The organism is Methanocalculus sp. MC3 (assembly GCF_054767395.1).
Genome location: NZ_BAABMP010000001.1, coordinates 274,484 through 297,985 on the forward strand (window position 1 = coordinate 274,484; position 23,502 = coordinate 297,985).

Annotated in this window: 24 protein-coding genes and 1 tRNA gene; 8 read left to right on the forward strand and 17 right to left on the reverse strand. The window is 51.6% G+C overall.

What is annotated here, in order from left to right:
* Positions 1-28: 28 nt before the first annotated feature.
* The 7 genes from ACYUBO_RS01330 to ACYUBO_RS01360 form a co-directional block, all read right to left on the reverse strand.
* The gene (locus ACYUBO_RS01330) at positions 29-640 is read right to left on the reverse strand and encodes an MBL fold metallo-hydrolase (RefSeq protein ID WP_460371784.1); all 612 of its coding nucleotides are present in this window, start codon (positions 638-640) and stop codon (positions 29-31) included.
* 93 nt (positions 641-733) lie between these two features.
* Positions 734-1,357: a CheR family methyltransferase gene (locus ACYUBO_RS01335; protein WP_300332429.1), complete on the reverse strand. Its 624-nt coding sequence runs from the start codon at positions 1,355-1,357 to the stop codon at positions 734-736.
* 91 nt (positions 1,358-1,448) lie between these two features.
* Positions 1,449-2,081: an MBL fold metallo-hydrolase gene (locus ACYUBO_RS01340; RefSeq protein ID WP_460371786.1), complete on the reverse strand. Its 633-nt coding sequence runs from the start codon at positions 2,079-2,081 to the stop codon at positions 1,449-1,451.
* Positions 2,082-2,174: 93 nt separating this feature from the next.
* The gene (locus ACYUBO_RS01345; protein WP_460371788.1) at positions 2,175-2,798 is read right to left on the reverse strand and encodes a CheR family methyltransferase; all 624 of its coding nucleotides are present in this window, start codon (positions 2,796-2,798) and stop codon (positions 2,175-2,177) included.
* A 43-nt stretch (positions 2,799-2,841) separates the two neighbouring features.
* On the reverse strand, positions 2,842-4,008 hold the full coding sequence (locus tag ACYUBO_RS01350) for an ATP-binding protein (RefSeq protein WP_460371790.1): 1,167 nt from the start codon (positions 4,006-4,008) through the stop codon (positions 2,842-2,844).
* Between the two features lie 94 nt (positions 4,009-4,102).
* The gene (locus tag ACYUBO_RS01355) at positions 4,103-4,609 is read right to left on the reverse strand and encodes a chemotaxis protein CheW (protein WP_300331429.1); all 507 of its coding nucleotides are present in this window, start codon (positions 4,607-4,609) and stop codon (positions 4,103-4,105) included.
* Between the two features lie 12 nt (positions 4,610-4,621).
* Entirely contained in the window at positions 4,622-7,795 is a 3,174-nt protein-coding gene (locus ACYUBO_RS01360; protein ID WP_460371792.1) for a Cache 3/Cache 2 fusion domain-containing protein, read from the reverse strand.
* Positions 7,796-8,142: 347 nt separating this feature from the next.
* Between ACYUBO_RS01360 and ACYUBO_RS01365 the strand changes: the two genes are divergently transcribed.
* From ACYUBO_RS01365 to ACYUBO_RS01375, 3 genes are read left to right on the forward strand one after another with little or no spacing between them, the layout of a single operon-like run.
* A complete protein-coding gene (locus tag ACYUBO_RS01365) occupies positions 8,143-8,514 on the forward strand; it encodes a response regulator (protein WP_460371794.1) in 372 nt (123 codons plus the stop codon).
* Positions 8,514-9,128, forward strand: coding sequence for a chemotaxis protein CheC (locus tag ACYUBO_RS01370; protein WP_460371796.1), 615 nt, complete (start codon positions 8,514-8,516; stop codon positions 9,126-9,128). Before ACYUBO_RS01365 ends, ACYUBO_RS01370 begins: the two co-directional genes overlap by 1 nt.
* 6 nt (positions 9,129-9,134) lie before the next feature.
* On the forward strand, positions 9,135-10,697 hold the full coding sequence (locus tag ACYUBO_RS01375) for a PAS domain S-box protein (RefSeq protein ID WP_460371797.1): 1,563 nt from the start codon (positions 9,135-9,137) through the stop codon (positions 10,695-10,697).
* Between the two features lie 65 nt (positions 10,698-10,762).
* Here the strand turns inward: ACYUBO_RS01375 and ACYUBO_RS01380 are convergent, their stop codons facing one another.
* From ACYUBO_RS01380 to ACYUBO_RS01400, 5 genes are all read right to left on the reverse strand, one after another.
* A complete protein-coding gene (locus ACYUBO_RS01380; protein ID WP_460371799.1) occupies positions 10,763-11,380 on the reverse strand; it encodes a chemotaxis protein CheC in 618 nt (205 codons plus the stop codon).
* Positions 11,381-11,552: 172 nt separating this feature from the next.
* Positions 11,553-11,637, reverse strand: a tRNA-Ser gene (locus tag ACYUBO_RS01385).
* Between the two features lie 106 nt (positions 11,638-11,743).
* The gene (locus ACYUBO_RS01390) at positions 11,744-11,950 is read right to left on the reverse strand and encodes a hypothetical protein (protein ID WP_300331128.1); all 207 of its coding nucleotides are present in this window, start codon (positions 11,948-11,950) and stop codon (positions 11,744-11,746) included.
* A gap of 574 nt (positions 11,951-12,524) precedes the next feature.
* Positions 12,525-12,734 (reverse strand): hypothetical protein, encoded by a 210-nt coding sequence (locus ACYUBO_RS01395; protein WP_460371801.1) that lies wholly within the window; start codon positions 12,732-12,734, stop codon positions 12,525-12,527.
* Complete coding sequence (locus tag ACYUBO_RS01400) at positions 12,731-13,189, reverse strand: PIN domain-containing protein (RefSeq protein WP_460371803.1); 459 nt, start codon at positions 13,187-13,189, stop codon at positions 12,731-12,733. The genes ACYUBO_RS01395 and ACYUBO_RS01400 overlap by 4 nt, the downstream gene beginning before the upstream one ends.
* A 143-nt stretch (positions 13,190-13,332) precedes the next feature.
* Between ACYUBO_RS01400 and ACYUBO_RS01405 the strand changes: the two genes are divergently transcribed.
* Positions 13,333-13,995: an HAD family hydrolase gene (locus ACYUBO_RS01405; protein ID WP_460371805.1), complete on the forward strand. Its 663-nt coding sequence runs from the start codon at positions 13,333-13,335 to the stop codon at positions 13,993-13,995.
* Between the two features lie 56 nt (positions 13,996-14,051).
* Here ACYUBO_RS01405 and thsA read toward each other — a convergent pair whose 3' ends face one another.
* The 5 genes from thsA to ACYUBO_RS01430 all read right to left on the reverse strand — a co-directional run bounded on the left by thsA (position 14,052) and on the right by ACYUBO_RS01430 (position 18,585).
* Entirely contained in the window at positions 14,052-15,635 is a 1,584-nt protein-coding gene (thsA, locus tag ACYUBO_RS01410; RefSeq protein WP_460371807.1) for a thermosome subunit alpha, read from the reverse strand.
* Between the two features lie 72 nt (positions 15,636-15,707).
* Positions 15,708-16,310 (reverse strand): orotate phosphoribosyltransferase-like protein, encoded by a 603-nt coding sequence (locus ACYUBO_RS01415; RefSeq protein WP_460371809.1) that lies wholly within the window; start codon positions 16,308-16,310, stop codon positions 15,708-15,710.
* Between the two features lie 21 nt (positions 16,311-16,331).
* Positions 16,332-16,787, reverse strand: coding sequence for an NOB1 family endonuclease (locus tag ACYUBO_RS01420; RefSeq protein ID WP_460371811.1), 456 nt, complete (start codon positions 16,785-16,787; stop codon positions 16,332-16,334).
* Positions 16,784-17,743: an RNA 3'-terminal phosphate cyclase gene (gene rtcA / locus ACYUBO_RS01425; protein ID WP_460371813.1), complete on the reverse strand. Its 960-nt coding sequence runs from the start codon at positions 17,741-17,743 to the stop codon at positions 16,784-16,786. Before rtcA ends, ACYUBO_RS01420 begins: the two co-directional genes overlap by 4 nt.
* The gene (locus tag ACYUBO_RS01430; RefSeq protein WP_460371815.1) at positions 17,740-18,585 is read right to left on the reverse strand and encodes a ribose-phosphate diphosphokinase; all 846 of its coding nucleotides are present in this window, start codon (positions 18,583-18,585) and stop codon (positions 17,740-17,742) included. The genes rtcA and ACYUBO_RS01430 overlap by 4 nt, the downstream gene beginning before the upstream one ends.
* A gap of 86 nt (positions 18,586-18,671) precedes the next feature.
* Here ACYUBO_RS01430 and lonB point away from each other — a divergent pair, with 86 nt between their 5' ends.
* Genes lonB through ACYUBO_RS01450 form a run of 4 tightly spaced genes read left to right on the forward strand, consistent with a single transcriptional unit; the run spans position 18,672 to position 23,501 of the window.
* Complete coding sequence (gene lonB, locus ACYUBO_RS01435; protein ID WP_460371817.1) at positions 18,672-20,603, forward strand: ATP-dependent protease LonB; 1,932 nt, start codon at positions 18,672-18,674, stop codon at positions 20,601-20,603.
* Positions 20,600-21,943 carry a TldD/PmbA family protein gene (locus ACYUBO_RS01440; RefSeq protein WP_460372422.1) on the forward strand — a complete coding sequence of 448 codons (1,344 nt, stop codon included), beginning with the start codon at positions 20,600-20,602 and terminating at the stop codon, positions 21,941-21,943. The genes lonB and ACYUBO_RS01440 overlap by 4 nt, the downstream gene beginning before the upstream one ends.
* Complete coding sequence (locus ACYUBO_RS01445; RefSeq protein WP_460371819.1) at positions 21,936-23,228, forward strand: TldD/PmbA family protein; 1,293 nt, start codon at positions 21,936-21,938, stop codon at positions 23,226-23,228. The genes ACYUBO_RS01440 and ACYUBO_RS01445 overlap by 8 nt, the downstream gene beginning before the upstream one ends.
* 9 nt (positions 23,229-23,237) lie before the next feature.
* Positions 23,238-23,501, forward strand: coding sequence for a pro-sigmaK processing inhibitor BofA family protein (locus ACYUBO_RS01450; RefSeq protein ID WP_300333280.1), 264 nt, complete (start codon positions 23,238-23,240; stop codon positions 23,499-23,501).
* Position 23,502: the final 1 nt, after the last annotated feature.

Consider the following 23,502-nt stretch of genomic DNA (forward strand, 5'->3'; position numbering starts at 1 on the left):
CTTTCATACCGCCTCCTCATCCTCCTGCTCAGAGATGTATGGAGACAGCCCTGCTCTTCTTCATGTTCATAATAGAGTTCCGTATCACGGCATTGCAGTTCTCAAGCATCGGCCTCCCATGCCCGAAATAGATCGCCCTCACATCTCTCTCGGCAATAGAAAGCAAAGCCTGAACAAATTTCTCATCATAGGTGGAACCGGGCACACGAATGATCACCGGGGTGTCTCCTACAAAGAGCACTCCGTCCTCATCGCAGTAGAGACAGATTGAATCCTGTGTGTGGCCGGGTGTATGGATCACTTCAAATAAACGATCCCCGATACGCAGTCTCTCCCCTCCCCTGAGGATGGTATCGACATATTTTTGGGAATTTGAGAATGCATAGATGCGAGGTGAGAAGCTCTCTTTTATCTGTTCTGAAAGGGACGCATGATCATAGTGCGAATGCGTAAGAATGACCTGATCCAGCTTTCGCTTCCCTACACCGGTCCGTGCATTCTGTATCTTTTCAATGATTGATGGATCCCGGCCGACATCAACCAGCGTATTCTGATCATCAAGAGCATTCCAGGTGCCGGTGATCAGATAGACATTTGAGGTGTAGATCTGGCTGTCTTCTGTCAGGTTGATGATCTTCATTGAAACACCTCGTTTTTACCTGGGCAGTGGCTCCTCATCTCCCAAGCGGCACTCCATGTAGGTTCTGTAGAGAATCAATGTATCGACTCCACTTCAGGAACGGGAATTGGCAGGCAGTTTTCTGAAGACCTGGGCATTTGGGACGACCTGTTCAAAGAGACCTGCAACCTCGGGAGGCATCTTCTGGGTCTGTTCTGTAAGGAAGAAGCCGCCGTCAACCAGTGTGTCATGGAACATCCTGATCACCTTGATCCTCTGCTCTTCTGTGAAATGGAGGAGGACATTCTTGCAGCTGATCAGTGAGAAATTATTGCCGGGAGGATTACAGGTGAGGAGATCATGCCGTTTAAAGGTAACCCGGTTCCGGACATCCTCAGCTATGATGAAATTTCCGTCTTTATCCGGATCAGGAGTAAAATTCTTTGTAAAGAACTCTTCCGGAATCCTTTTTAATTCCACATAGGGATAGCTGCCCTTTCCGATTATATCTCCAAAGAGGTCTGAATGATCGATGTCGCTAGCAAGTATCCTGACATTCCGAAAGATCATCGCCCCCATATGCTCTTTCAGGAGAAGGGCAATTGTGTAGGGCTCCTGCCCCATCGCACACCCGGCACTCCAGACATTGATATGCGTCCTCCCACGGATGGAGGGGAGCATATGATCGATGATCATCTGGAGCGTCTGGAGATCCCGAAAGAAGTAGGTGAATGCCATGCTTTGGTCCACTAAATATTTGATGGGAGGGATGATAAAACCGGGGTTTGCACCATTGATTGAGGAGAGTCTGTTATGGATGCTTGCGAAACTATCCTGTATCCTCCTTTTTCAGCAGGTTTATCGGGGTCTTTCTGCTTTCTCTGAGACTCTTAATCGAGTTCTCGATGATTGCGTTGCATCTTCCAAATGTCGGCCTGCCATGTCCATAGTAGATCGCCCTCACATCTTTTGTGGCAATATACAAGAGAGCATGGATAAATCTCTCATCGTACCTACAACCCGGCCCACCATGGACCGGAATGGTATCACCAACAAAGAGGACTCCGTCCTCCTCGCAGAAGAGGCATATTGAGTCCCCGGTGTGTCCGGGTGTGTGGATCACCTCAAAGAAGCGATCGCCGACACGAATGATCTCTTTTCCTCTGAGGATGATATCGACACAGCCCTTTGAATTCGAGAAGGCATAGATCGTCGGGGAGAATAGCTTCTTGATCTCGTGGGTTAGCGATGCATGATCATAGTGATCGTGCGTGAGTATCACCTGGTCAAGCTTCCGCTTCCCTACACCGGCAGATGATCTGGTAATCTTCTCGATAATCTTTGGATCCCGCCCAACATCAACCAGCGTATTCTTATCATCCAGCGTCTTCCAGTCGCCGGTGACAAGATAGACATTCGAGGTGTAGATATCGCTCTCTTCAGTCAGGTTGATGATCTTCATGAAAATACCTTGAATTTATCAGGGTGGAGAAGCCCAAATCCCTGGTTTCTTCTTGATGCAAGCTCTGTCATACATCACTTCATCAACTCCATGTCATGAATGGGAGGGGGTGGGTAGCTTTCTGAAGACCTGGGCATGAGGGACGACCTGTTCGAAGAGATCTGCAAGCCCGGACGGCATCTTCTGCGTCTGTTCTGTAAGGAAGAAGCCGCCGTCAACCAGGGTCTCATGGAACATCCTGATGACCTTGATCCTCTCTTCTTCTGTGAAGTGGAGGAGGACATTCTTACAGCTGATAAGAGAGAAATTACTGCCGGGAGGGTTCAAAGTTAGGAGATCATGCCTTTTGAAGCTGACCCTGCTCCTGAGCTCATCATCCACGATGAAATGTCCTTTTTTATCAGGATCGGGGGTAAAACTCTTGGTGAAGTACTCTTGTGGTATCCTTTCCAGTTCTTCAAAGGGATAACTGCCTTTTTTGAGTATTGTCCCATAGTTGTCTGAGTGATCGATGTCGCTTGCAAGAATCCTGACATTCTGAAAGGCCGCCTCTTCCATATTCTGTTTCAGAAGAATGGCGATGGTGTAGGGCTCCGGCCCCATCGCACACCCGGCACTCCAGATATCGATAGATCTCTTCCCATTTTGAGGGGGTGGCATATGATCGACCATCACCTGAAGTGTCTGAAGATCCCGGAAGAAGTATGTGAATGCCATGAATCTGTTCGTATATTATATTGAGACCTGATTTAAAAAGAATCTATCCTGTATTCTCCGGCTTCTGTTCTGGAAGCCACACCGTAAAAGTACTCCCCTCCCCCGGTCTGCTCTCCACGGTAATCCTCCCGCCATGAAGCTGGACATAACGTTGGGCGATAGGAAGGCCGAGCCCCAGCCGGTTATATTGCCGGCTCAGGGTATTCTGATCGGCGATATGGAATGGCTCAAAGATTTTTTCCTGTGCATGTACGGGAATTCCTATCCCGTTATCCCTGATCCCGATTGAATGCCCGCCATCGTCTCCATCATAGAGGAGGGATACCTTGCGGGGAGGTTCATTGAAACGGATTGCATTTGAGAGGATGACTGAAAAGACCTGGTAGAGGAGAGATGGATCTGCTGATATAATCAGGTCCTGTGGAATATCATTGGTTATTTCTGCATCCGATCCACACCCGAATGCCTCTATGATATCGTTGAGAAAGTCGTGGATATGGATTGTATCATAGAGTGGAGTAATCTTGCCGGAATCTACAAGCGAGAGTTCGAGGACCCGATCGATGATTTTCCTCTCCTGATCGATATTCTTCTGGCAACGGTGGAGGAGTTCGACAACCTCTTCAGAGAGGCCAAAGCCTTTTGGATCGGAGGTGAGGAGGCTGAGATAGCCCAGCGCCGGCTGGAGTGGTGTGCGGAGTTCATGTGAGGCGATCATGACAAAATCTGTCTTCCGTTCGATCTCGTCCCGGAGAGCCTTCTGGGTTGTCACAAGCTCTTCAAACTGGGATCGGATCTCCTCTTCTGTCCGGGCAAGCCGCTCATTCATCTCAAGCAGGATGTTGTTTGAATCAAGAAGCTCCTCATTCATCGTCTCAAGTTTCCCTTCAATCCCCTCTGATTTCTCCGCAAGGAGGGTGACGATGAAGGCAATCGCCACAAAGAGCAGAACCCTGATCAGCCCCTCGGTCAGGTATCCGGCTCCTGCATAGGAGAGGAGCATGCCGAGATAGATTGCTGAAAGAAGAATGGAGAAGAGGAGACCATGTCGAGTATAGTAGATACAGGCGATGACTATCGGGATGTAGAAGAGGTTCTGAAAGATGAAATTGACACCTGAATTGAGCGCCAGGAACCCGATTATGATTGACAGCGTGGTTGTAACTGTAACAAGGAGGAGAGGCAGGTATTCATTCGCATTTATCTTCATCTGAGTGTCCTGTATCCCGATCTCTATGCAAAAAAGAAGGATTGGATGAAGGGAGAATTATATCCTTCAACAGATCGCCCGGATGAGAGCGATCCTACATCTTCAGCATATCGCCGAGGAGCTGCTTGATCTCAATCCAGATGATCAGATCTGTCAGATCCTTATCCTTCACCCTGGTCTTCTTCTTGATGATGCCGAGGATACTTGAATCATCATCAACATCAGCTGCACCGGTTCTGTCGACCTGGTTCATCTCGAATGTCGAGACCGAGAGAACATCGTCGACCATTATCCCGACCTTCTTCTTTGTGATATTCTCATCAAGGACAATGATCCGGGATTCCTCCTCAGGCCGATCGTTCTTTCTCATTATGTTCAGGCGATCTTTTAAGTCGATGATGGTGGTGATCTCGCCCCGGAGATCGATGATTCCTTTGATATAGGAAGGGGAGTTGGGGAGGGCGGATATCCGGGTGTACTCCACCACCTCACGGACATCGAAGAGGTCGATCGCAAACTTCTCATCACCGAGGATGAACTCGACGACCTGAATCGACCCTGACATCACCTGGCTATCATCACTGTGCACGTCACTTGCCATGGTTTCATCCCCCTACTTCGCCAGTTTGAACTGCTGGTTCGCCTGGAGGGTCTTGTTTGCGACTGTGCTCACATTCTCAACCATCCGTGCAACCTCGTCGATACCGGCAGATGCCTCCTCGGTTGCCGCTGCTGCATCTCCCGCCTCACGAGCATTCTCATCAATGAGGCCGCTCACTTCATGGACGCTTGCTGTGATCTGCTCGACAGTTGCCGCCTGCTCCTCAGATGCACTGGCAACCTCCTCGATTGCACGGGAGATCTGCTCAACGGACTGGACGATCTCGTTGAATGCGACGATCGTCTTCTCCATCTGGTCGGATCCGGCATGAACAGCGGTATTCGCAGTTCCCATCGCCTCGACCGCCCTCTTTGCCTGCACCTGCAGCTCTCCGATCATGCTTGCAATACTCTCGGCAGATGATCCGGACTCCTGGGCAAGTGATTTCACCTCTGCTGCGACAACAGCAAACCCACGGCCCGCATCTCCGGCACGTGCCGCTTCGATTGCGGCATTGAGTGCCAGGAGGTTCGTCTGGTTGGAGATATCTGCAATGAGGCCGACGATCTTTCCGATCTGCTCCATCTGCTCGTTGATGCCTTTGATAATCTTGTCAACATCTGCCGCAGACTGGCTGATCTCTCCGATACCCTGCTCAGCGGCTGCAGCAAGCTTTGCTCCCTGCTTCGACTGATCGTTGGCATTCCGTGCAAGCGAGGCAACCGACTCGGCATTCGAGGTGACTTCCTCAACTGCTGCCGAGAGGTCTTCCATTGCCCTCAGCACCTGGATGGCTCCATTGTTTGCCTTCTCGGAGTTCTCGCTCACGTGGCCGGTGTTCTTTGCGATCTGCTGGGCACCGGATGAGACCTCCTCGATGCTGGCATTCGCCTCTTCAGAGATGGCAGCGAGTTCTCCCATCATCCGGTTTACTTCACCAATCGACTTTGAAACATTGGTGGAGACATTGTTCAGTGCCTTCTTCAGCCTCTCCATATCGCCTTTTGCAGCGACATCATCTGAGAACCTGGTGCTGAAGTCAGCGTTTGCAAAGGAGTCAGAAACCCGGATCACTTCGTTCACCGGCTTGACAACCGCATCAAGGGTGTTGTTCAATCCATCGATGACTTTCCGGTAGTCTCCCTGGTGCTTCGATGCATCTGCACGGGTGGCGAGCCTTCCATCGACTGCTGCCCCGGCAAGCAGGTTTGCATCATCGATAAGGAGATTGATTGCATCGATACACCTGTTCACGCTATCCTTCAGTTCATTATATTCGCCTTTGAACTCACGGGAGATCTTCTCGGGGATATCACCTTTGCTGATCTTGTTCATCGCTCCGCCCATTCCTTTGATGGGCCTGACAACGGCGTCAAGAACGTTATTTAACCCCTCAATGACGAGCCTGAAATCGCCTTCATGCTTCTCAGCATCTGCACGGATGTCAAGCTTCCCTTCGATTGTGGCCTGGGCAAGTGTGTTTGAATCCTTGACAAGGAGTGTTACAGCAGCAAGACATTTGTTGAGGTTGTTCTTGATCTCTGCAAAGTCTCCCCTATAGTCGTCAGTGATCATCTCGGGAATCTGGCCGTCACTGATCCGGTCGATATATTCAGCAGCAACATTCAGCGGCCCGATGACTGCATCAAGCGTGTCATTGACACCGGTGATGATCTTTCTGAAATCTCCCTGGTGGCGTGATGCGTCAGCTCTCGTATCCAGTCTTCCATCGACTGCCGCTTCGGAGAGCATATTTGCATCATCAATGAGGAGGTTGATCGCATTAATACACTTATTGAAGTTATTCTTGATCTCATTGAAGTCGCCTTTGTAATCATCTGTGATCAGGTCAGGAATCTGCCCCTCACTGATCCGGTCGATATATTCAGCAGCAACATTCAGTGGCCCGATAACCGCGTCGAGGATGTCATTGACACCATGGATCATCTGGGCATAATCGCCCTTGAACTTGGAGGCATCGCCCCTGACATCCAGCCTGCCCTCGCTGGCGGAATCACTGATCATATTCATCTCAGTGCCGAACTGCTGGATTATCGAGACAACGCCGCCAAATGCTCCCGCAACCTGTCCGATCTCGTCCCCGCTTCCATCAGTCTGCATGGTACCTGAGAGATCTCCTTCCTGGACACGCCTGCCGAGATTGACGAGGTCGCCCATTCTGCGTGCGATATTCCTCCCGAAGAGGACTGCGATTGCCCCGCCGATGAGGACAGCACCGATCACGATGATCAGGATCGCGTTCCTGATATCATTAATCGGCCCGGTAAAGTCGTTCCAGTCTGCACCTGCGGCAATATACCAGTCGAGGGGTTCATAGTAGGTGAATGCGACGATCTTGTCCTCGCCTTCCCAGTCATACCTGATGATACCTTCTTTCTGCCTCAGCATCTCCTGGATGAAATCATACTGGGTGAGGCTTTGTCCTTCAAGAGTCGGGTGCACAACTGCGGTGCCTGTTGAGTCAAGAACGTAGATATACCCGTTCTGTCCGATCACCGTTCTCTTGAAGTCTTCCTCTACAACTCCGAGTGTCGCATCTTCCTTAACTCCGGTGAAGAGGATACCGATCACCGCACCGCCCGGACCGCGGATCGGCTCATACGCAGTGATATAGTTGACACCAACGACATTTGCGGTTCCATAGAAGGTCTGCCCACGGACAACGACTGCGTCATAGACCTCCTGGGATACCGGTGTCCCGAGGGCACGCCTGCCATCTGCACCTATGACTGTTGTTGCAACACGGATCGCCTGGTTACCCTGCACCTGGAAGATGGTTGCTGCACCGCCGACCTGGTTTACCACACCATCGACCATTGCGTTATTATCATTCACAACAGTGACCTGGCCCGCGGAATCAACAAGAACCAGCTGTCCATTCTGGATCTGTGGCGTTCCATAACTCTGGAATTCGGCTCGAAGGACATTCAGGCCGACCTCAAGTATATCCATGGTCAGCGAATAGACGGCCTCAGCCTGTTTTGCGCTCTCACTGACACGAAGTTCAAACTCAGTCTCTACCTGATCTTCCAGAGCCCCGCTTGCACTATTATATGCAATGACGCCAAGGAGCACCGTCGGAATGATGACGAGTGCCAGACAGATGATCAGGATCTTCGTCCCGATCTTCATGTTGCCAATTTTTGAGGCTTTCCCCTCTTTCATAATCCATCTCCTCCAAACACACTGGCCGAAAGATATCGGCTCTCTCTCAATCGAAGCTGTTTTTGCCCTGCCGGGCAATTTGGCTTCCTAATATCCATGTTAATCCTGTATTTTCGTTTGCAATACATGGGATTAAATGTATGTCTAAAGGTAGTGGTACTAAAAAAACCCTTTGCTTTAGATGCTCATAACCACCGTTAGTGTCGGTTTGTATACTGCCGGTTTATGCCACTCTTGAATGGTGGATCTGGCTTTGGTGCCGGATCGGGAACGGGATTGAACGGCTCTGTTTCGGTTCACATGATCCCAAATTATTTCCCAAAAGAATTCCTACATAAGGGATGCCTATGCCAACCATTCTGATAATCGACGACTCATCCTTCCAGCGCACCATCATCAAAAAAACACTCAAAAATGAGAGCTATACCTGTATCGAAGCTGATAATGGGCGCCTTGGGCTTGAGATGGCGGAGAGGGAGAGCCCTGACGTTATTATCGTTGATCTGCTGATGCCGGATATGGATGGGATTGAGTTTCTAAAGGCAATACGGGAGAAGGCGATTACAATCCCTGTTATCGTCCTCACATCTGATATACAGGATACCACACGGGATCTCTGCCTGAAACTCGGGGCACGCAGTTTCCTGAACAAGCCGCTCCGTACAGACGACCTTATCCCGGCAATCCGGAAAGTGTTGGAACCTCCCGGTGATGCCTGATGGAGATCGATTCTCTGGATCTGGATGGTATCCGTGAACTGGTGAATATCGGTGTCGGGAAAGCCGCAGGCATCCTCTCCGAGATGACCGGATCAACAATCGAGCTCACGATACCAAATATCAGCATCTATTCGAAGGAAGAGTCCGGGCAGATCATCTCCCAGATAGGTACAGAGCGATACTCTGCTATTTCTCTTGATTTTAATGGAGTATTTTCCGGAATGACATATTCGATCTTCCCGGCAGAGAGTGCTCATATCCTCATAGATGCGATCACCGGGGAAGAGTCAGCAGTTGATGGCTATGAAGGGGCATTCAGCTCAATACAGGCAGAAACGCTCAAGGAGGTTGGAAATATTCTGATCAACGGCGTTATGGGCTCGATTACCAATGTGCTCAAAAGTCAGCTTACCTATTCGCTTCCTACATACAGTGAAGCGGATATTCCTGCCCTTATTCAGAATGTCAGGCAGGAGCACCGGGAGGCAGTCCTGCTTGCAGAGACCCATATGTTCATCCGGAATTTGAATATTGAGGGAAAGATTCTCATTATCATGGGGGCAGAATCATTTGAAACCCTCATCAGAAGGGTAAGGGAGATTGCAAGGGGATAAACAGCCGTGAGCCAGCACGATAGCCTCTCTGTCATAACAGAATTCTCAGATGCACTCCCCGTTGGGATCTGTGTTCTTGATCGGAAGATGACCATTGTCCTCTGGAACAGAACCCTTGCTGAATGGAGCGGTCGCTCTTTTGAGGAGGTGGTTGGGAAAAACCTCCTTGATCTGTACTCTGATCTCAACACTCCGGCATACCGCACCCGGATCGAACAGGTGCTGGATGGCGGTCCTCCGGCAGTCTTCTCTTCCCAGCTCCATACATCATTTATTCCCTGTAGAAAAGCTGACGGGATGCTTCGTGTCCAGCAGACCTCTGTTATCAGGTATCCCGGAAGCGATCAGGATCACTCCTCTGCAATGATCATCATCGAGGATGTCACAGAGCTTGATTCCGAGATACGATCTGTAAGAAAAATGAAAGATCAGGCTCTTCTGGAGGTACAGGAACGGAAAAAGGCTGAAGAGGAGCTTCGGGAGAGCGAGCAGCGGTACCGTCTTGTAGTGTCTGATATGGATGAGTTCATTGTTCGATTCCTCCCTGACAGAACCATACTCTTTGCAAATGATGCATATCTCAGGTTCCTCGGAAAGAGCCGGGATGAAGTCTTTGGGAAGCGGATAGACTCCTTTATCCATCTGGATGACCGTAAGAAGGTGGCAGAGCTGTATGCCCGGATCACACCGGATAACCCGACACACACCATCGAACAAAGGGTTGTAACGGCAGATAGCCCGGATCAAAGGGATATCTGGCAACGCTGGAACACCCGGGCAATCTTCGATGAGGATGGAAACCTCAGCGAATACCAGTCTGTAGGCCTTGATATCACCGAACAGATGTGGCGGGATCTGGAACTTGCCATGATCAACGAGGAGCTGCTGGCAGCAAACAAGCAGATCTCAGAGACCAAGGAGGCCCTCCACCTCATTAACAAGAAGCTTCACCTCCTCTCCGGTATAACCCGGCATGATATCCTCAACAAGATCATGGTCATCGACGGTTTCCTCGGGTTTGCCGAAGAGATAGCAACTGATCCGACACAGGCAGAATACCTCGGGCATGTCAGGGCAGCAGCAATGGTAATCCAGAATATCCTGGTATTCAACCGCCAGTACGAACAGCTTGGAATTGAGAAGCCGTCCTGGTTTGCGATCGATACTCTGATTGAGGGGATCGAAACAGAAGAGCGTCTCCCACTCAATTCAGCATGTGAGAGTTACTCGATCTATTGCGATCCGATGCTTGAGAAGGTCTTTTACAACCTCTATGATAATGCCCTCCGGCATGCTGAAGGGGCAACCCGGATAGAGATTGCCTGCCGCCCATCATCATCCGGCCTAAGAATCGTGTGGGAAGATAATGGCACAGGCGTCCCCGAAGATGAAAAAGAGGAGATATTCAAGCGTGGTTTTGGCAAGAACACTGGTATGGGGCTCTTTCTGGTGCGTGAAATTCTTGCGATCACGGGAATCACCATCACCGAAACAGGTGAGGAAGGAAAAGGTGCACGGTTTGAGATTTCTGTGCCTGAGGGAGCGTACCGGATCGGGAATCCGGCCTGAAGATAACCGATTATCTTACTATTCCTCTCTTTTCCGAAAAGAAAACTCCTTTTTTTCCGCTCTCTTCAGGCAGTATCTTCAAGCAGCTGATCCATAATCGTCAGTATCTGTGAGAGTGTATCAATGGCGGGCATCATCATCAGATTGCCATTGATCGAATACTGATCGCATTTGAGGGTTGTATGGAAGATGATCACTTCGTTCACCTCAACTGCCAGTTCTGCAAGGATCTCCTCGATCGCCGAATGCCCCATATCAATAACGAGGTTTGGTGGGGAGGGGAGCATCACGACACTGAGCAGCTCAGCGGTTGCATTCAGGAATGCAGAAGACATGATGTTTCCTATCTCCTGGAGGGTGCTCTCATCCATCTCAGTCAACTCCCGTTTCTCTTCAGCTATCCCGAGGAGCACATTGGTCATCCGGATGGCTGAATCCAGCGGAAGCAGGAAGATGATATACCCGGCATGATCGATCTCCCCCTGCATCTCAAAGAGGATTGTTACAAAGAGATCGTCAGTGACATACCCATGAATATCCGACAGATCCACGATCTCAACAGCTGGTACGGTCATCTGGATCTGGTGCATCAGCAGGGCAGAGAGTGCATTGGCGGCATGGGATGATCCGATATTCCCAAGCTCATTCAATGCATCCACCTGCATCGGTGTCAGGACTGTCATGCTCTATCATGAATATTCTGTGCCAGGGTACTATAAGGGCATCGGATTTCCCCGGTTACGTTGCCATTGACACCATGGATACTCGCCTCCTGGATATCCACGGGTATCGGGGAAAGAAACAGTGTAGAAAATGTGGAGAAGAATTGCAAAAGAAGAGCTGAAAAGTACAAAACGCCGAGGGGGAGATTTGAACTCCCGAGGTGCCAAACACCAGTGGCTTTCGAGGCCACCGCCTTCCCGGACTAGACTACCTCGGCATAGATCGGGATATAGAATTTCATTTGTGCGGTAATAAGGCTTATGAAGGGTTCTCCTATGCGTAGACTAACCCGCCATCATTGCCCGGAATTGTCTACGCCCCTCTCATAGGTATTTCGTGAGTTCCGTCTCAGATTCCCGGAGCTGTTCCCGTGCCTTCAGGCGTTCAGCAAGACGAATATACTCCTCAATGACCTCCTGCCTGCGTGTTTGTACTGTAAAATAACTCTGGGCAAAAAGGAATGAGCGTATACACTCTTTTCTGGGATCTCCATTCTGAGCAATGAGATGACAGGCATATCTGGTCAGCATTATGTCGGTTATCTCCCGCTCGAATCCTAAACCAGGGGCGACCATTTTGTTGACGTCAACAAAATGATCTGATATCTCATATTTTGCCTCCTCGCTATTGTATGTGGGTTGTTTGAAGCAGGTGCGGCGCGGGTATCGGGGGGCGGGGTCCGCGAAAGAAACAGGCTGGCAGAGGTGATACACCCTTGCTCGAGAGAGCAACCTGAAAGGCGATTCCGAAGGAATCGGGGCATATCTCCTCTGAAAGCCAGACGGAGCATCCTCGCCCCTCCCCGCGCCAGCATCTGCGGCCGCCCAGTACAACCTCCCTTGCGGAGCATGTGCGGACGGGGCAGTGGGCGGTGGGGGAAAACGCCTCAGTGAACAGATCCTCATGGTGATGCAAACACCTGATAATCAGATGATGACTTGTTCCCTATTGAAAACCCACAAGAATCAGCGAAGAGCCCATATTTTGCACTTTTTGATAATCGGCATCATTGCGTAGGTGCTCGATCCCCTCTGTTCAAAAATGAGTGGGCGAATAAGCCCCTTCATCTCTCAGCAGATCCGAAGGTCCACGCAGAACTTACGTCTAAATTACATCCGCGTTCTTTCTTCGTTCAAGGATATTTCTGATGATTGTATCTGGATCTTTCTCCAGTATCGCTCTCCTCTCCTTTGTCCAATCACCTCTTCCAGGCTCATAGATCTGAAGGAAACGAATGGCATCATCCGGTCCAAGCCGCTCAACGAGTACATCAAGCCCTTCCCGCTGAATCTGTTGCAATGTTTTGGCACTCATCGTCTCTCCTCCTCAAGCCAGGTAACAGGATTATATCCTTTTATATGTATGTTTTGATTTCCTATAATAAATGATATGAGATCATCATCTGTACTAATGAATAAAGCATCAACCTTTTCGGCACATGCGATATGAAGCGAATCCATTGCATCACCTCCCATTGCTAATAATTTATGCATGCGGGAAATAATTTCTTCGTTAATATAAATATGTTCGTGTGACGCCAATAACAGTCTCTCAACACGAATTCGCTTGTTAATATCTGGAATATTTGAGATTTCTTCTTGGATAACTTCGCTAGTTACCAGACTCAGTTCATTTATGGAACAGAGGTGAATGATCTCGAGAACTGCTGTCATTTCCAGACGGATCCGAATAGAAGTCTGGTCATCAAATGGTCGGCAGAGACAACAGACATCCAGATAAACTTTTGGGGTGTTCTTCTCAATACCCATTGTATCAGGATCATGATCTATTTATTAAAATAATTGGCGTTAGGTATTCTATACGAAACCGCTCTGCACGAATCCAGAAACCTTTATGCCCCCCCGGACTGCTATCGCCACTACTATCAGCTTGAAATACAGACACTCACTATATGCAGCACACCCCTCTCCGTCTGATCATCTTTGACTTCGACGGGGTCATCGCCGAGTCCATTGCAATGAAGGCAGAAGCGTTCCGCGAGACCTTCTCGTTTGTACCAAAACATCAGGATGAGATCGTGCAGTACCATCTTGATAACGGAGGAATGAGCCGTTTTGTGAAGTTCCGGCATATCTACAAAGAGTTCCTATCAGAAGAGCTCACTCCTGAACAGGAGAAGTGGCTTGGAGAGCGGTATGCGGGAATTGTCCGCGAGAAGATGTTCTCTATCCCGCTTGTTCCGGGTGCTCTTGAGCTCTTAAACGACCTAAAGGGCAGAATCCCTCTCTATGTCGTCTCTGCAACACCCGGGGAAGAGATGCTGGAGATTGCAGATCGGCGGGGGCTTGCAGGGTATTTTGATGGGATCTATGGATCTCCCCGATCAAAGGCGGACTGTATCCGTGAGATCCTCTCTACAAACGGCGTTTCACCTGAAGAAACCCTCTTCATCGGTGATGCTCCACAGGACCATGAGGCAGCATTGAAGACCGGTGTCCGGTTCATTGCAAGGGTGGCGCCGGGCGATCAGGATAGATTCTCAGGAAAACCCGGTGTTGAGCGGATCGTATCCGATCTGCATGAGATCCGGGAGTTCGTGTCACCCAATCTCTAAAAAGGAATTTTGGTATTCTGTAAAAGGAAAAGAAGGGTGGTGGTGTGCTTCCCGGATCAGTGGGACTGGGTGACCATCATATCGTCGACCCTGATCAGGAGGGATGCGATCTCTGCTGCGCTCTGGATTGCCTGGCGCTTTACACGCATCGGCTCAAAGACACCCTCTTCCCTCATGTCGACAATCTTTCCGGAAAAGACATTCAGGCCAGCATTCTTCTGTCCGTTTGAGTGTGCCTTCTTCAGATCCACCAGCTTATCGATCGGGTTGAAACCTGAATTTTCGGCGAGTGTGATCGGAATGATCTCAAAGGCGTTTGCGAATGCCTCGACAGCAATCTGCTCACGGCCGCCGATGGTTGTTGCGTATTCGCGGATACGGACGATCATCTCGGTCTCAACAGCGGCTCCGCCGATGGTGTACTTGCCATCTTCCATTGCATCCTGGATGACACGCTTTGCATCATTGATTGCACGGTCAAGCTCGTCGATGAGGTACTGGGTGGAACCCCGGATCAGAATTGTCACTGCCTTTGCGTTCTCGCAGCCGGAGATCTTTGTCAGATCCTCCCCTTCCATCTGCTCCACCTGGTGTGCGGTTCCGAGGGTCTCGGCAGTCAGGTCTTCCGGTTTGTTGACGATCTCTCCGCAGAGTGCCTTTGCCGCATACTTCATCTCCTTCTCGGTCACATCCTCAAGGGTGTAGATACCGGCCTTTCCGAGGTAGAACTGCACAGAATCGGCGATGCCTTTCTGGCAGAGGAGTACATTTGCACCTGATGCGATGATCTGATCGGCAATCTTCTTCAAAGAAGCTCTCTCAGCATCGCCAAATGCCGCAACCTGTTCGGATGAGGAGATCTTGATCTTTGCCTTGGTCTGGGTCTTGGTGATCTCAAGAGGAGTGCTTATCATCGCAACCTTTGCACCGGTGACGATCTTTGGCATCTGCTCGTCCACACGGGCTTTCCCGATGATAACGCCCCGAACAAGCTCGATGTCATCCATCGCATCACCCTTCTGGGTCTTGACAAGGATGTCATCTTCATCGATGACGATCCTGCCTGATGAACTGTCGGCAACTGTTGCAACCGCATCTACTACGATATCAGCTGCCTTCTCCATGACTGCCTCGATCGTCTTTCCGATCATTGCGGTCTTTGCGATCTTCATCAGGCTCTCTTTATCGTCTGGGGTGACATTGATCGCGAGTTCCGAGAGGATCTCAAGCGACTTTTTCATGCCGAGGGAATAACCCTTTGAGATGTTTGTCGGGTGGATTCCCATCTTGAGCATGCGTTCGGCCTGCTCCATGAATGAACCGACCATGATGGCTGCGGTGGTGGTTCCGTCACCGCACTCATCATCCTGTGCGGTTGCTACCTCGACCACCATCTTGGCGCCGGGGTGCTGAACAGAGAGCTCGCTCAGGATGGTTGCTCCATCATTGGTGATGGTGATATCGTCTCCATGCACGAGCATCTTGTCCATTCCGCGTGGCCCGAGGGTCGTCCTGACCGCTTCTGAGATCGCTTTTGCCGCGAGGATATTTGATCGCTGTGCTTCGTGTCCGCGGGTCTGTTCGACGTTATCCCGCAAAATAATGATTGGTTGTCCGGTTAATTGATTATGACTTGCCACTCTGTAATCCTCCTGTAGTGATAAAAATTGAATTGAACTTCTATATAAATATATCCTATGTTGGGAACCCCGTCAGTCGATTCTGGAGATTCTGAAGAGTGAGTGTACAGGAACCCCCTCAACCTCGGTGATACCGCGCTTATCGAAGAGGACCCATATCGCTACCGGAACTCCGCCATGCCTTCTGAGATAAGCAACAACTTCCTGGATTGTCCTGCCTGAGGTGATGACATCATCAACGATAATACAGCGTTTTTCCTTCACTGTTGCAAAGTTTCCTGAGATTGATCCAATGGGTGTCTCTGATGTGGCGTGTTTTGCAGGATGGTATACAGCAAGGCTGCATCCCTCACGTGCCCCGATAAGGGTGGCAAGCGGGATGCCCGAGATTGCAATCCCGACGATCACGTCGGCATCAAGAGGCTCGGTACGATCTGCTGGTGGGATGTATGCATCGATCATCATCGCTGCCACAGCCTCAATCAGTTGCGCATCACAACTGACCCGTGTCCAGTCTATATGCACATCACGCGGGGCGGCATCTCCCTTTGGCTGGGTTAAAAGCCAGGTGACCGTCTCGATGGAGAGGGAGAGCTCATCGGCTATCTGGCCGGGGCTGTGCCCCTCTTCGAGGAGCAGGCGTGCCCGCTCTTTCAGATCCTCAAGGGATGACATATCTGTAAAAGTGATACCGATCTATTTATGCCTTCGTTTCAGCGACGCACCGCAAACCGGGCAGTCCGTCCCGTTTTCAACATCCCGTCCGCAGCCGGTGCAGACCATCTTCCAGGCACGCCGCTTTGCCTTCCGCTGAAGCATCGGCCTGACCCTGATTCCAAGAGCAGATGCAACATTCTGAACTGCAAAGTCATCTGTTGCCACCTCCCCGCCGATCTCAGAAGCGAGGGCAAGGATGCTGATATCTGTTTCAGAGAGTACACCACGATCCCCTGTTTTCCCGGCTGCCTGGCGAACCTGTATAATCGATTCGGGTGCCGGCTCGGCAACAGTCAGCCCGGACTCTTTCAGGGTATCAAAGCGGCATTTTGATCGCAGATCACAGAGTTCCGCAACGACACCGGGGGTGGTGAAGAGATCGCCTTCAAACGGGTAGTCTCCGAAGAAGAAGGATGCATCACAGATAATTTTCATGCCGATACCTCCACAGAACCCTCCCGCCGGGAAACAGAGATCGAGTGACCGAAATGCCCAAGCAGTGAGATTATGGTCATCGCATGGGAGGTGAGCGTTTTTGTGCCAAATGATCCGCCATAGAGTGCAAGGTAGGGGAGGAGCTGGTCCGCGGCATGGGGATCGAGATCAGATGAATTCCCTTGAAGGAAAGCCTCTGCTGCCATTCTCCCGACGGCTTCGGCAGGAAGCCCGCGTCTTCCAAGTGCAGATCCCCCATGTCCTCCTGAGAAGACCGTACAGGATGATCCAACCGAAGGCCCCTCCTGCCGGCAGATATGAACCCGCAGATCTCCGGCAACAGATGCAGCTGCTTCAGCCTGCCGTGATGCCACGTGATCGGGGAGTCCTGATGATGCAGAGACTATTCCGGAGCCGGTGAAAGCACCAGTGCCGAGCGGGGCGATTCCGGATGGCTCAACCAAAACCCTGACAATGCCGCCCCCTTCCGGGTAGTATCCCCGTGCCAGTATCTCAACCGAGATCCTGCCCCCGTGCGATCTCAGGTACTCAAGGAAGACACGATCGCAGTAATCGATCGTCGGGGCAGCACGCACCTCGGTTCCGCCGGTGATGGTGATGCTGCCTCCGGTTCGGAGTGCAAGGGGAAGCCATGCTGAAAGGACAAGCGGAATACTCCCGGCTGTCCCGATATCAATAGTAATATCCTTCCTCTCCGGTCTTCCGGGAAGGAAGGTGATCTCACCGGATCCAACAAAAACCCCGCTGGTTGTGGCATCTGATATCGCAGCCGCCGCCTTTACCGCAGCGACATGCTGGGCGGCGAGGCCGGGAACAGATCGGTTCTTCCGGATATTCAGAATTGCTACTGCCTCTCCCGAGACAGCAGCAAGGGCAACAGCAGTCCTGACGATCTGGCCTCCCCCTTCAAGGATGCCGCCGTCAATTGTGATCATCTCCTGAGCGCCTCTGCAATTGCCGGAGCTGCGGAGATGAGGGAACAGCCCCGCTCAATCGTATCGCTCGATGCAACACACCTGAATCCGGCTGCCATCAGGCGGGCATACCCTCCCCCTGAGAAGACACCGTGGACGCAGGCGGCAGAGATGCTCTCTGCCCCCTCAGCCGCAAGCATCTTTGCAGCAGTCGCAAGTGTTCCTCCAGTTGAGATGATGTCGTCAACGATGATGACATTCCTCCCAAGAACCCCTACCTCTTTCTCCTCGATCGAGACCTCAAATCCTGAATGCCTCGTCTTGTTGAGATAATTGCAATCCCAGCCTTGGGCTGCGGCCACTCCTTTCGCAAATGCCCATGCACCATCGTCCGGGGCGAGTATCAGGGGATCTTCAATCCCGGTCCCTGCCAGATACTCCCCGATTGCAGGTGCTATCGAGATATTTTCAGCAGGGACGCTGAAGTACTTCAGCACCTCCGGTTCGTGGATATTCACCGTGATGATCCTTTCAACCCCTCTGCTGAGTGCTGCTGCGATTGCACGAATGCTGATCGGCTCCCCTGCATTGAACCGCTTATCCTGCCGTGCATATGCCATGTACGGGATCACAAGGGAGACCTCTGATCCTTCGCAGGCATCGATTAGGAGCAACAGCTCGACAATGGATTCTGCATCGGGGAGGGAAGATACAATAACCGTTCTGTCATCAAGGTCCGCTGCCCGGATATATAACTCATTATCAGGAAACCGGGACATTTTTACCTCCCCCAGGGGTGCCCCAATGTTTTCTGCCACTCTTGAAGCGATAATCTGGCTTTTATCCGTATATATGACCTTCATTGCTTGTATCTCCCGGTACTGAAACTACTTAAACTATCGGTCTCCGATATATAAGCATTCAACATTTGTGTGAGGTATATCTCAGAATGGGGACAGAGACAGAGACTGTGGTGCTTTCAGAAGAAGATTTCAACGAAGAACTTCTCTTTGGAGATATCGAGATAGCAACAACCGCCGACATTGAGGTGCCGCCAGGCCTCATTGACCAGGTGATCGGCCAGGAGCATGCCGTCGAGGTAATTAAAAAAGCTGCAATCCAGCGTCGGCACGTGATGATGATCGGGACGCCGGGTACCGGGAAATCGATGCTCGCCAAGGCGATGACCGAACTCCTTCCCAAAGAGGAGATGCAGGACATCCTTGTCTATCCAAACTCGGATGATAATAATAATCCGCTTGTCAGGACCGTTCCGGCAGGCAGGGGCAAGGAGATCGTTGCCGCCCATAAGATGGAGTCACGGAAAAGGGCCCAGATGCGGAATATGCTGATGCTGATGCTCGTCTTTGGTATCATCGGATATGCCCTCATCTCCGGGATGCTCCTGATGGGCATCATCGCTGTTGCCTTCATCTTCCTCGCATTCAGGACGATGATGCCGCGGGATGATGTGATGGTTCCAAAACTTCTCGTATCGACATCCCCGGATTCAAAGGCTCCCTTTATAGACGGGACCGGCTCACATGCAGGTGCCCTCCTCGGCGATGTCCGGCACGATCCTTTCCAGTCAGGCGGACTGGAAACCCCCTCGCATGACCGTGTGGAGGCAGGTGCCATCCACCGCTCACACAAAGGTGTCCTCTTCATCGATGAGATCAACACCCTCACCCCCCACTCCCAGCAGAACCTCCTGACCGCACTCCAGGAAGGCGAGTTCCCGATCACCGGCCAGAGCGAACGTTCAAGCGGTGCGATGGTCAGGACAGAGCCGGTACCCTGCCGCTTTGTGATGATCGCAGCAGGGAACCTCGATGCAATGCAGGGGATGCACCCAGCGCTCCGTTCCCGTATCAGGGGATATGGATACGAGGTCTTCATGCAGGAGACGATCGACGATACTCGCGCAAACCGGGAGAAGTTCATCCGTTTTATCGCACAGGAGGTCAAAAACGACGGGAAGATCCCTCCGTTTGACAGGAGTGCAATGACCGAGGTGATCCGCGAGGCACGGAGGCGCTCGAATCGGAAAGGCCACCTCACACTGAAGCTCCGTGATCTCGGCGGACTTGTCCGGGTGGCAGGTGATATTGCACGGGGCGAGGGATCCGAGGTAACAAGCCTCCATCATGTCCTTGCCGCAAAAGAGACCGCCCGTTCAGTCGAAGACCAGATATCGGACGAATACATTCGCCGGAGCCGGGATTATGATCTCACGATCGTCTCAGGGACTGCGGTCGGCAAAGTAAACGGCCTTGCAGTCATGGGAAGCGATTCGGGATCGGTACTCCCGATCGTAGCCGAAGTCACTCCTGCCCAGGGTGCGTCCGGCACCGTGATCGCAACCGGTCTTTTAAAGGAGATTGCACAGGAGTCGATCAAGAACGTCTCGGCAATCCTGAAGAAGTTCACAGGCAAGGATATCAGGAATATCGATATCCATGTCCAGTTCATCGGCACCTACCAGGGTGTCGAAGGAGATTCCGCGTCAGTCTCGGTTGCAACTGCGGTCATCTCGGCAATCGAGGGTATACCGGTGAGGCAGGATGTTGCGATGACCGGCTCACTTTCGGTCAGGGGTGATGTACTCCCGGTTGGCGGTGTCACCTACAAGATCGAGGCGGCTGCAAAAGCCGGGATTAAAAAAGTTTTCATCCCCAAATCAAATGCAGGTGATGTGCTGATTGAGGAGCGGTATCGGGAGATGATTGAGATTATTCCGGTCTCCCATATCGAGGAGATCCTCGAGCAGGCACTGGTTCCGACAAACCGTGCAGGATTCCTCGCCAAGCTGAAGAAACTTGCAGAACATGCGATTATTCCTCCAAATCCACCGATCCAGAGTGAACCGGGAGTTGTCTGAGCGTGGATTCCAGACTCAGGTACTGGGATCTCCGCCATGTCAGCGGAGAGCATACCGGCATTGATATCGATAATGGCGAGATCGAATCTGCCGGTGTCACCTTCTTCTCAAAGGCCATCATCCGGGCACTCGGCCCACGTGGCTGGGGAATTGTCGCAGTTTCACCGTTTAATCCCGATGATAAAGGAGCACTCCGTGATTACCTCCTCCGGGCTGAGAAAGCCGCAGTGGTGACTGCAGAAGACGTTGTGCTTGCAGATGCGCCTGATCGGAAACTTCTCCCGGTTCCTCCGGTGAAAGAGGATCCGACAGAGATCCCGCTCGAAGAGAAGGGAACACTCCTGATGCAGATTACTGAAGCTGCCAAAGTTCCCGGTGTATCAAACACTCGCGGCACCTATACGGAACGCTTTGAAGAGGTTACCTTCCTCGACTCTACCGGATACGAGGTATCCTATACGACGTGCCGGTCAGGATTCTCTGTGATGGCAATTGCAAAGCAGAACGGTGCGATGCAGATGGGGTATGTCCGCGATCACAGGATCGACGGCCTCAACCTGAGGGGCAGAACTGATGACGGTATCAGGGCGGGCACTCGTGCAGTGGCTCTTCTGAATGCCCGTGCGGCAAAAGGAGGCAGGATGCGGGCAGTTCTCGACCCGGAACTCGGCGGTGTCTTTGCCCATGAGGCAGTCGGACATGCGAGCGAGGGGGATCTTGTGAAAGAGGGTGCTTCGGTCTTAAAAGACCGGATCGGCACTGCGATCGGGAGCCCGATCGTTACCATCATCGACGATCCGACCATGCATGCATTCGGGTTTGAGCCCGTCGATGCCGAGGGTGTTGCCGGAAAGAGAACCGCAATCATCGAATCCGGTATCCTGAAGCGGTACCTGCATTCCCGGGAAACCCTTGCAGCAGTCGGTAACGGCGATGCAGGCCATGCACGTGCAATGCCCGGAGATCTCCCTATTGTCCGGATGAGCAACACCTATATCGCCCCCGGCGATGCCCGGTACGATGAGATGATCGAGGAATGCCGGGATGGTATTCTCCTTGGCGGTTCACGCGGCGGCCAGGTGGATCCCGGTCGTGGCGTCTTCCAGTTTAATGCAGAGTTCGGGTACCTGATCGAGGGTGGAGAGCTGACAGAGATGGTCAGGGATGTCTCGCTGACGGGCGAGATCCTTTCGACATTGCATGCGATCACCCTCTGTGGGAATGATCTCAAAATGCATCCGGGATACTGCGGAAAAGGTGGGCAGAGTGTCCCTGTTTCTGATGGATCTCCCCATATCCTCCTCTCTGAGGCAATCATCGGAGGTAGTGGCGATGTATAAAGAGATCGTAACTGAGATCATCGAGACAGGGCTCTCCTCTGTAGATGAGGTTGAAGTTGCCCTCCTTACCAGTGAGAGCGTCTCAATAGAGATGAAACGCTCCGTTCCTGCTCATGCAGGAGAATCATTTGGAACAGGGCTGATCATCCGCGTAATCGATTCCGGCCGGATCGGATCATCAAGTACAAGCACCATAGCAGACTGGCGAGTCTGCCTTGATTCGGCAATTTCAAGCGCACGTCTTGCAGAACCGGTACCCTGGGGCGGACTGCCCGATCCTGTTCCCCTGAAGGGCGAATCCCTTTCATTTGACAGTGCTGTCAAAACCGATCCTGATATCGCCCTCTCATACTGCAACAGGCTCCTTGAAGGGGCGTCTGCGTATCCGGAAGCCGAAGTTGTTGGTGGCGGTGCCGGACTTTCACTGGGTTCAGTCCTTCTTGCAAACTCAAAAGGTATCTGGTATGAAGAGGATCACACCTCAGTATCGGCATCTCTTGAGACGATTGCGGATCAGTCGACCGGTTTTGAATATGATCGCTCGTACTCCCTTGATATCGATCCATTTGAGATCGGACGAAGAGCGGCTGAACTTGCCTCGACATCCAGAAACGGGGTTCCGATTGAGACCGGGACCTATGATATCCTTCTCTCCCCTGTTGCCTTCTCGGGGCTCGTTGCCTCACTGCTTCAATCAGCAGTCAACGGGAGATCTGTCCATATGGGGAGATCGTTTCTGGCAGAGAAGCTGGGCGAAGTGATCGGAGCAGAACACCTTTCAGTGATTGACGATCCCTTCTATCCCGGTGGGCTTGGGAACTGCCGTTTCGATGCCGAGGGCGTTCCCACAAGAAAGAATGTCCTCATTGAAGACGGCGTCCTGAAATCATTTGTCTATGATCTGAAGACCGCATACCGGTTTGGCAAAGAGAGTACCGGCAATGCCGCACGAGGGGGAGTTGCAGGCGGGGTCTCGATAGGCCTTCATACCATGGTCTTCTCAGCTGAAACGATGCAGGAACCGGGTGAAGGCCATTGCATCTCAATCAATGATGTGATTGGTGCGCACACCGCAAATCCGCTCACGGGAGATTTCTCGGTTGAAGTCCAGAACGCCTTTATCATGGAGGATGGTATCTGCCAGCACCCGGTGAGAAAGGCGATGATCGCAGGAAATATTTTTGAGATGCTCGGCCAGATCACAGGTATGGGACCGACTCCGCGGCGGGTTGGTTCAGTGATCGTTCCGCCGGTCAGGATCAGCGGGATGCGCCTTGTCGGGTGATGGCGGGTCATGTTTGAGATCATCATTCCACTTCTGGTCATTGTGGCGCTGATCGCCACACTGTATTTTTGTGTTAAGAAAGGGATGACACTGCTTGCAAATGCAGCAGCAGGTCTCATCCTCCTATTTATCACAAATACCTTCCATCTCCTCTCCTTTCTTGGTGTTCCCGATATCCCGATCACCTGGGCGACGGTCTTGATCTGTGCGTTTGGCGGAATCCCTGGTGCCGTCATCCTTATACTCCTTGCAATCGCAGGGATCACTGTCTGAC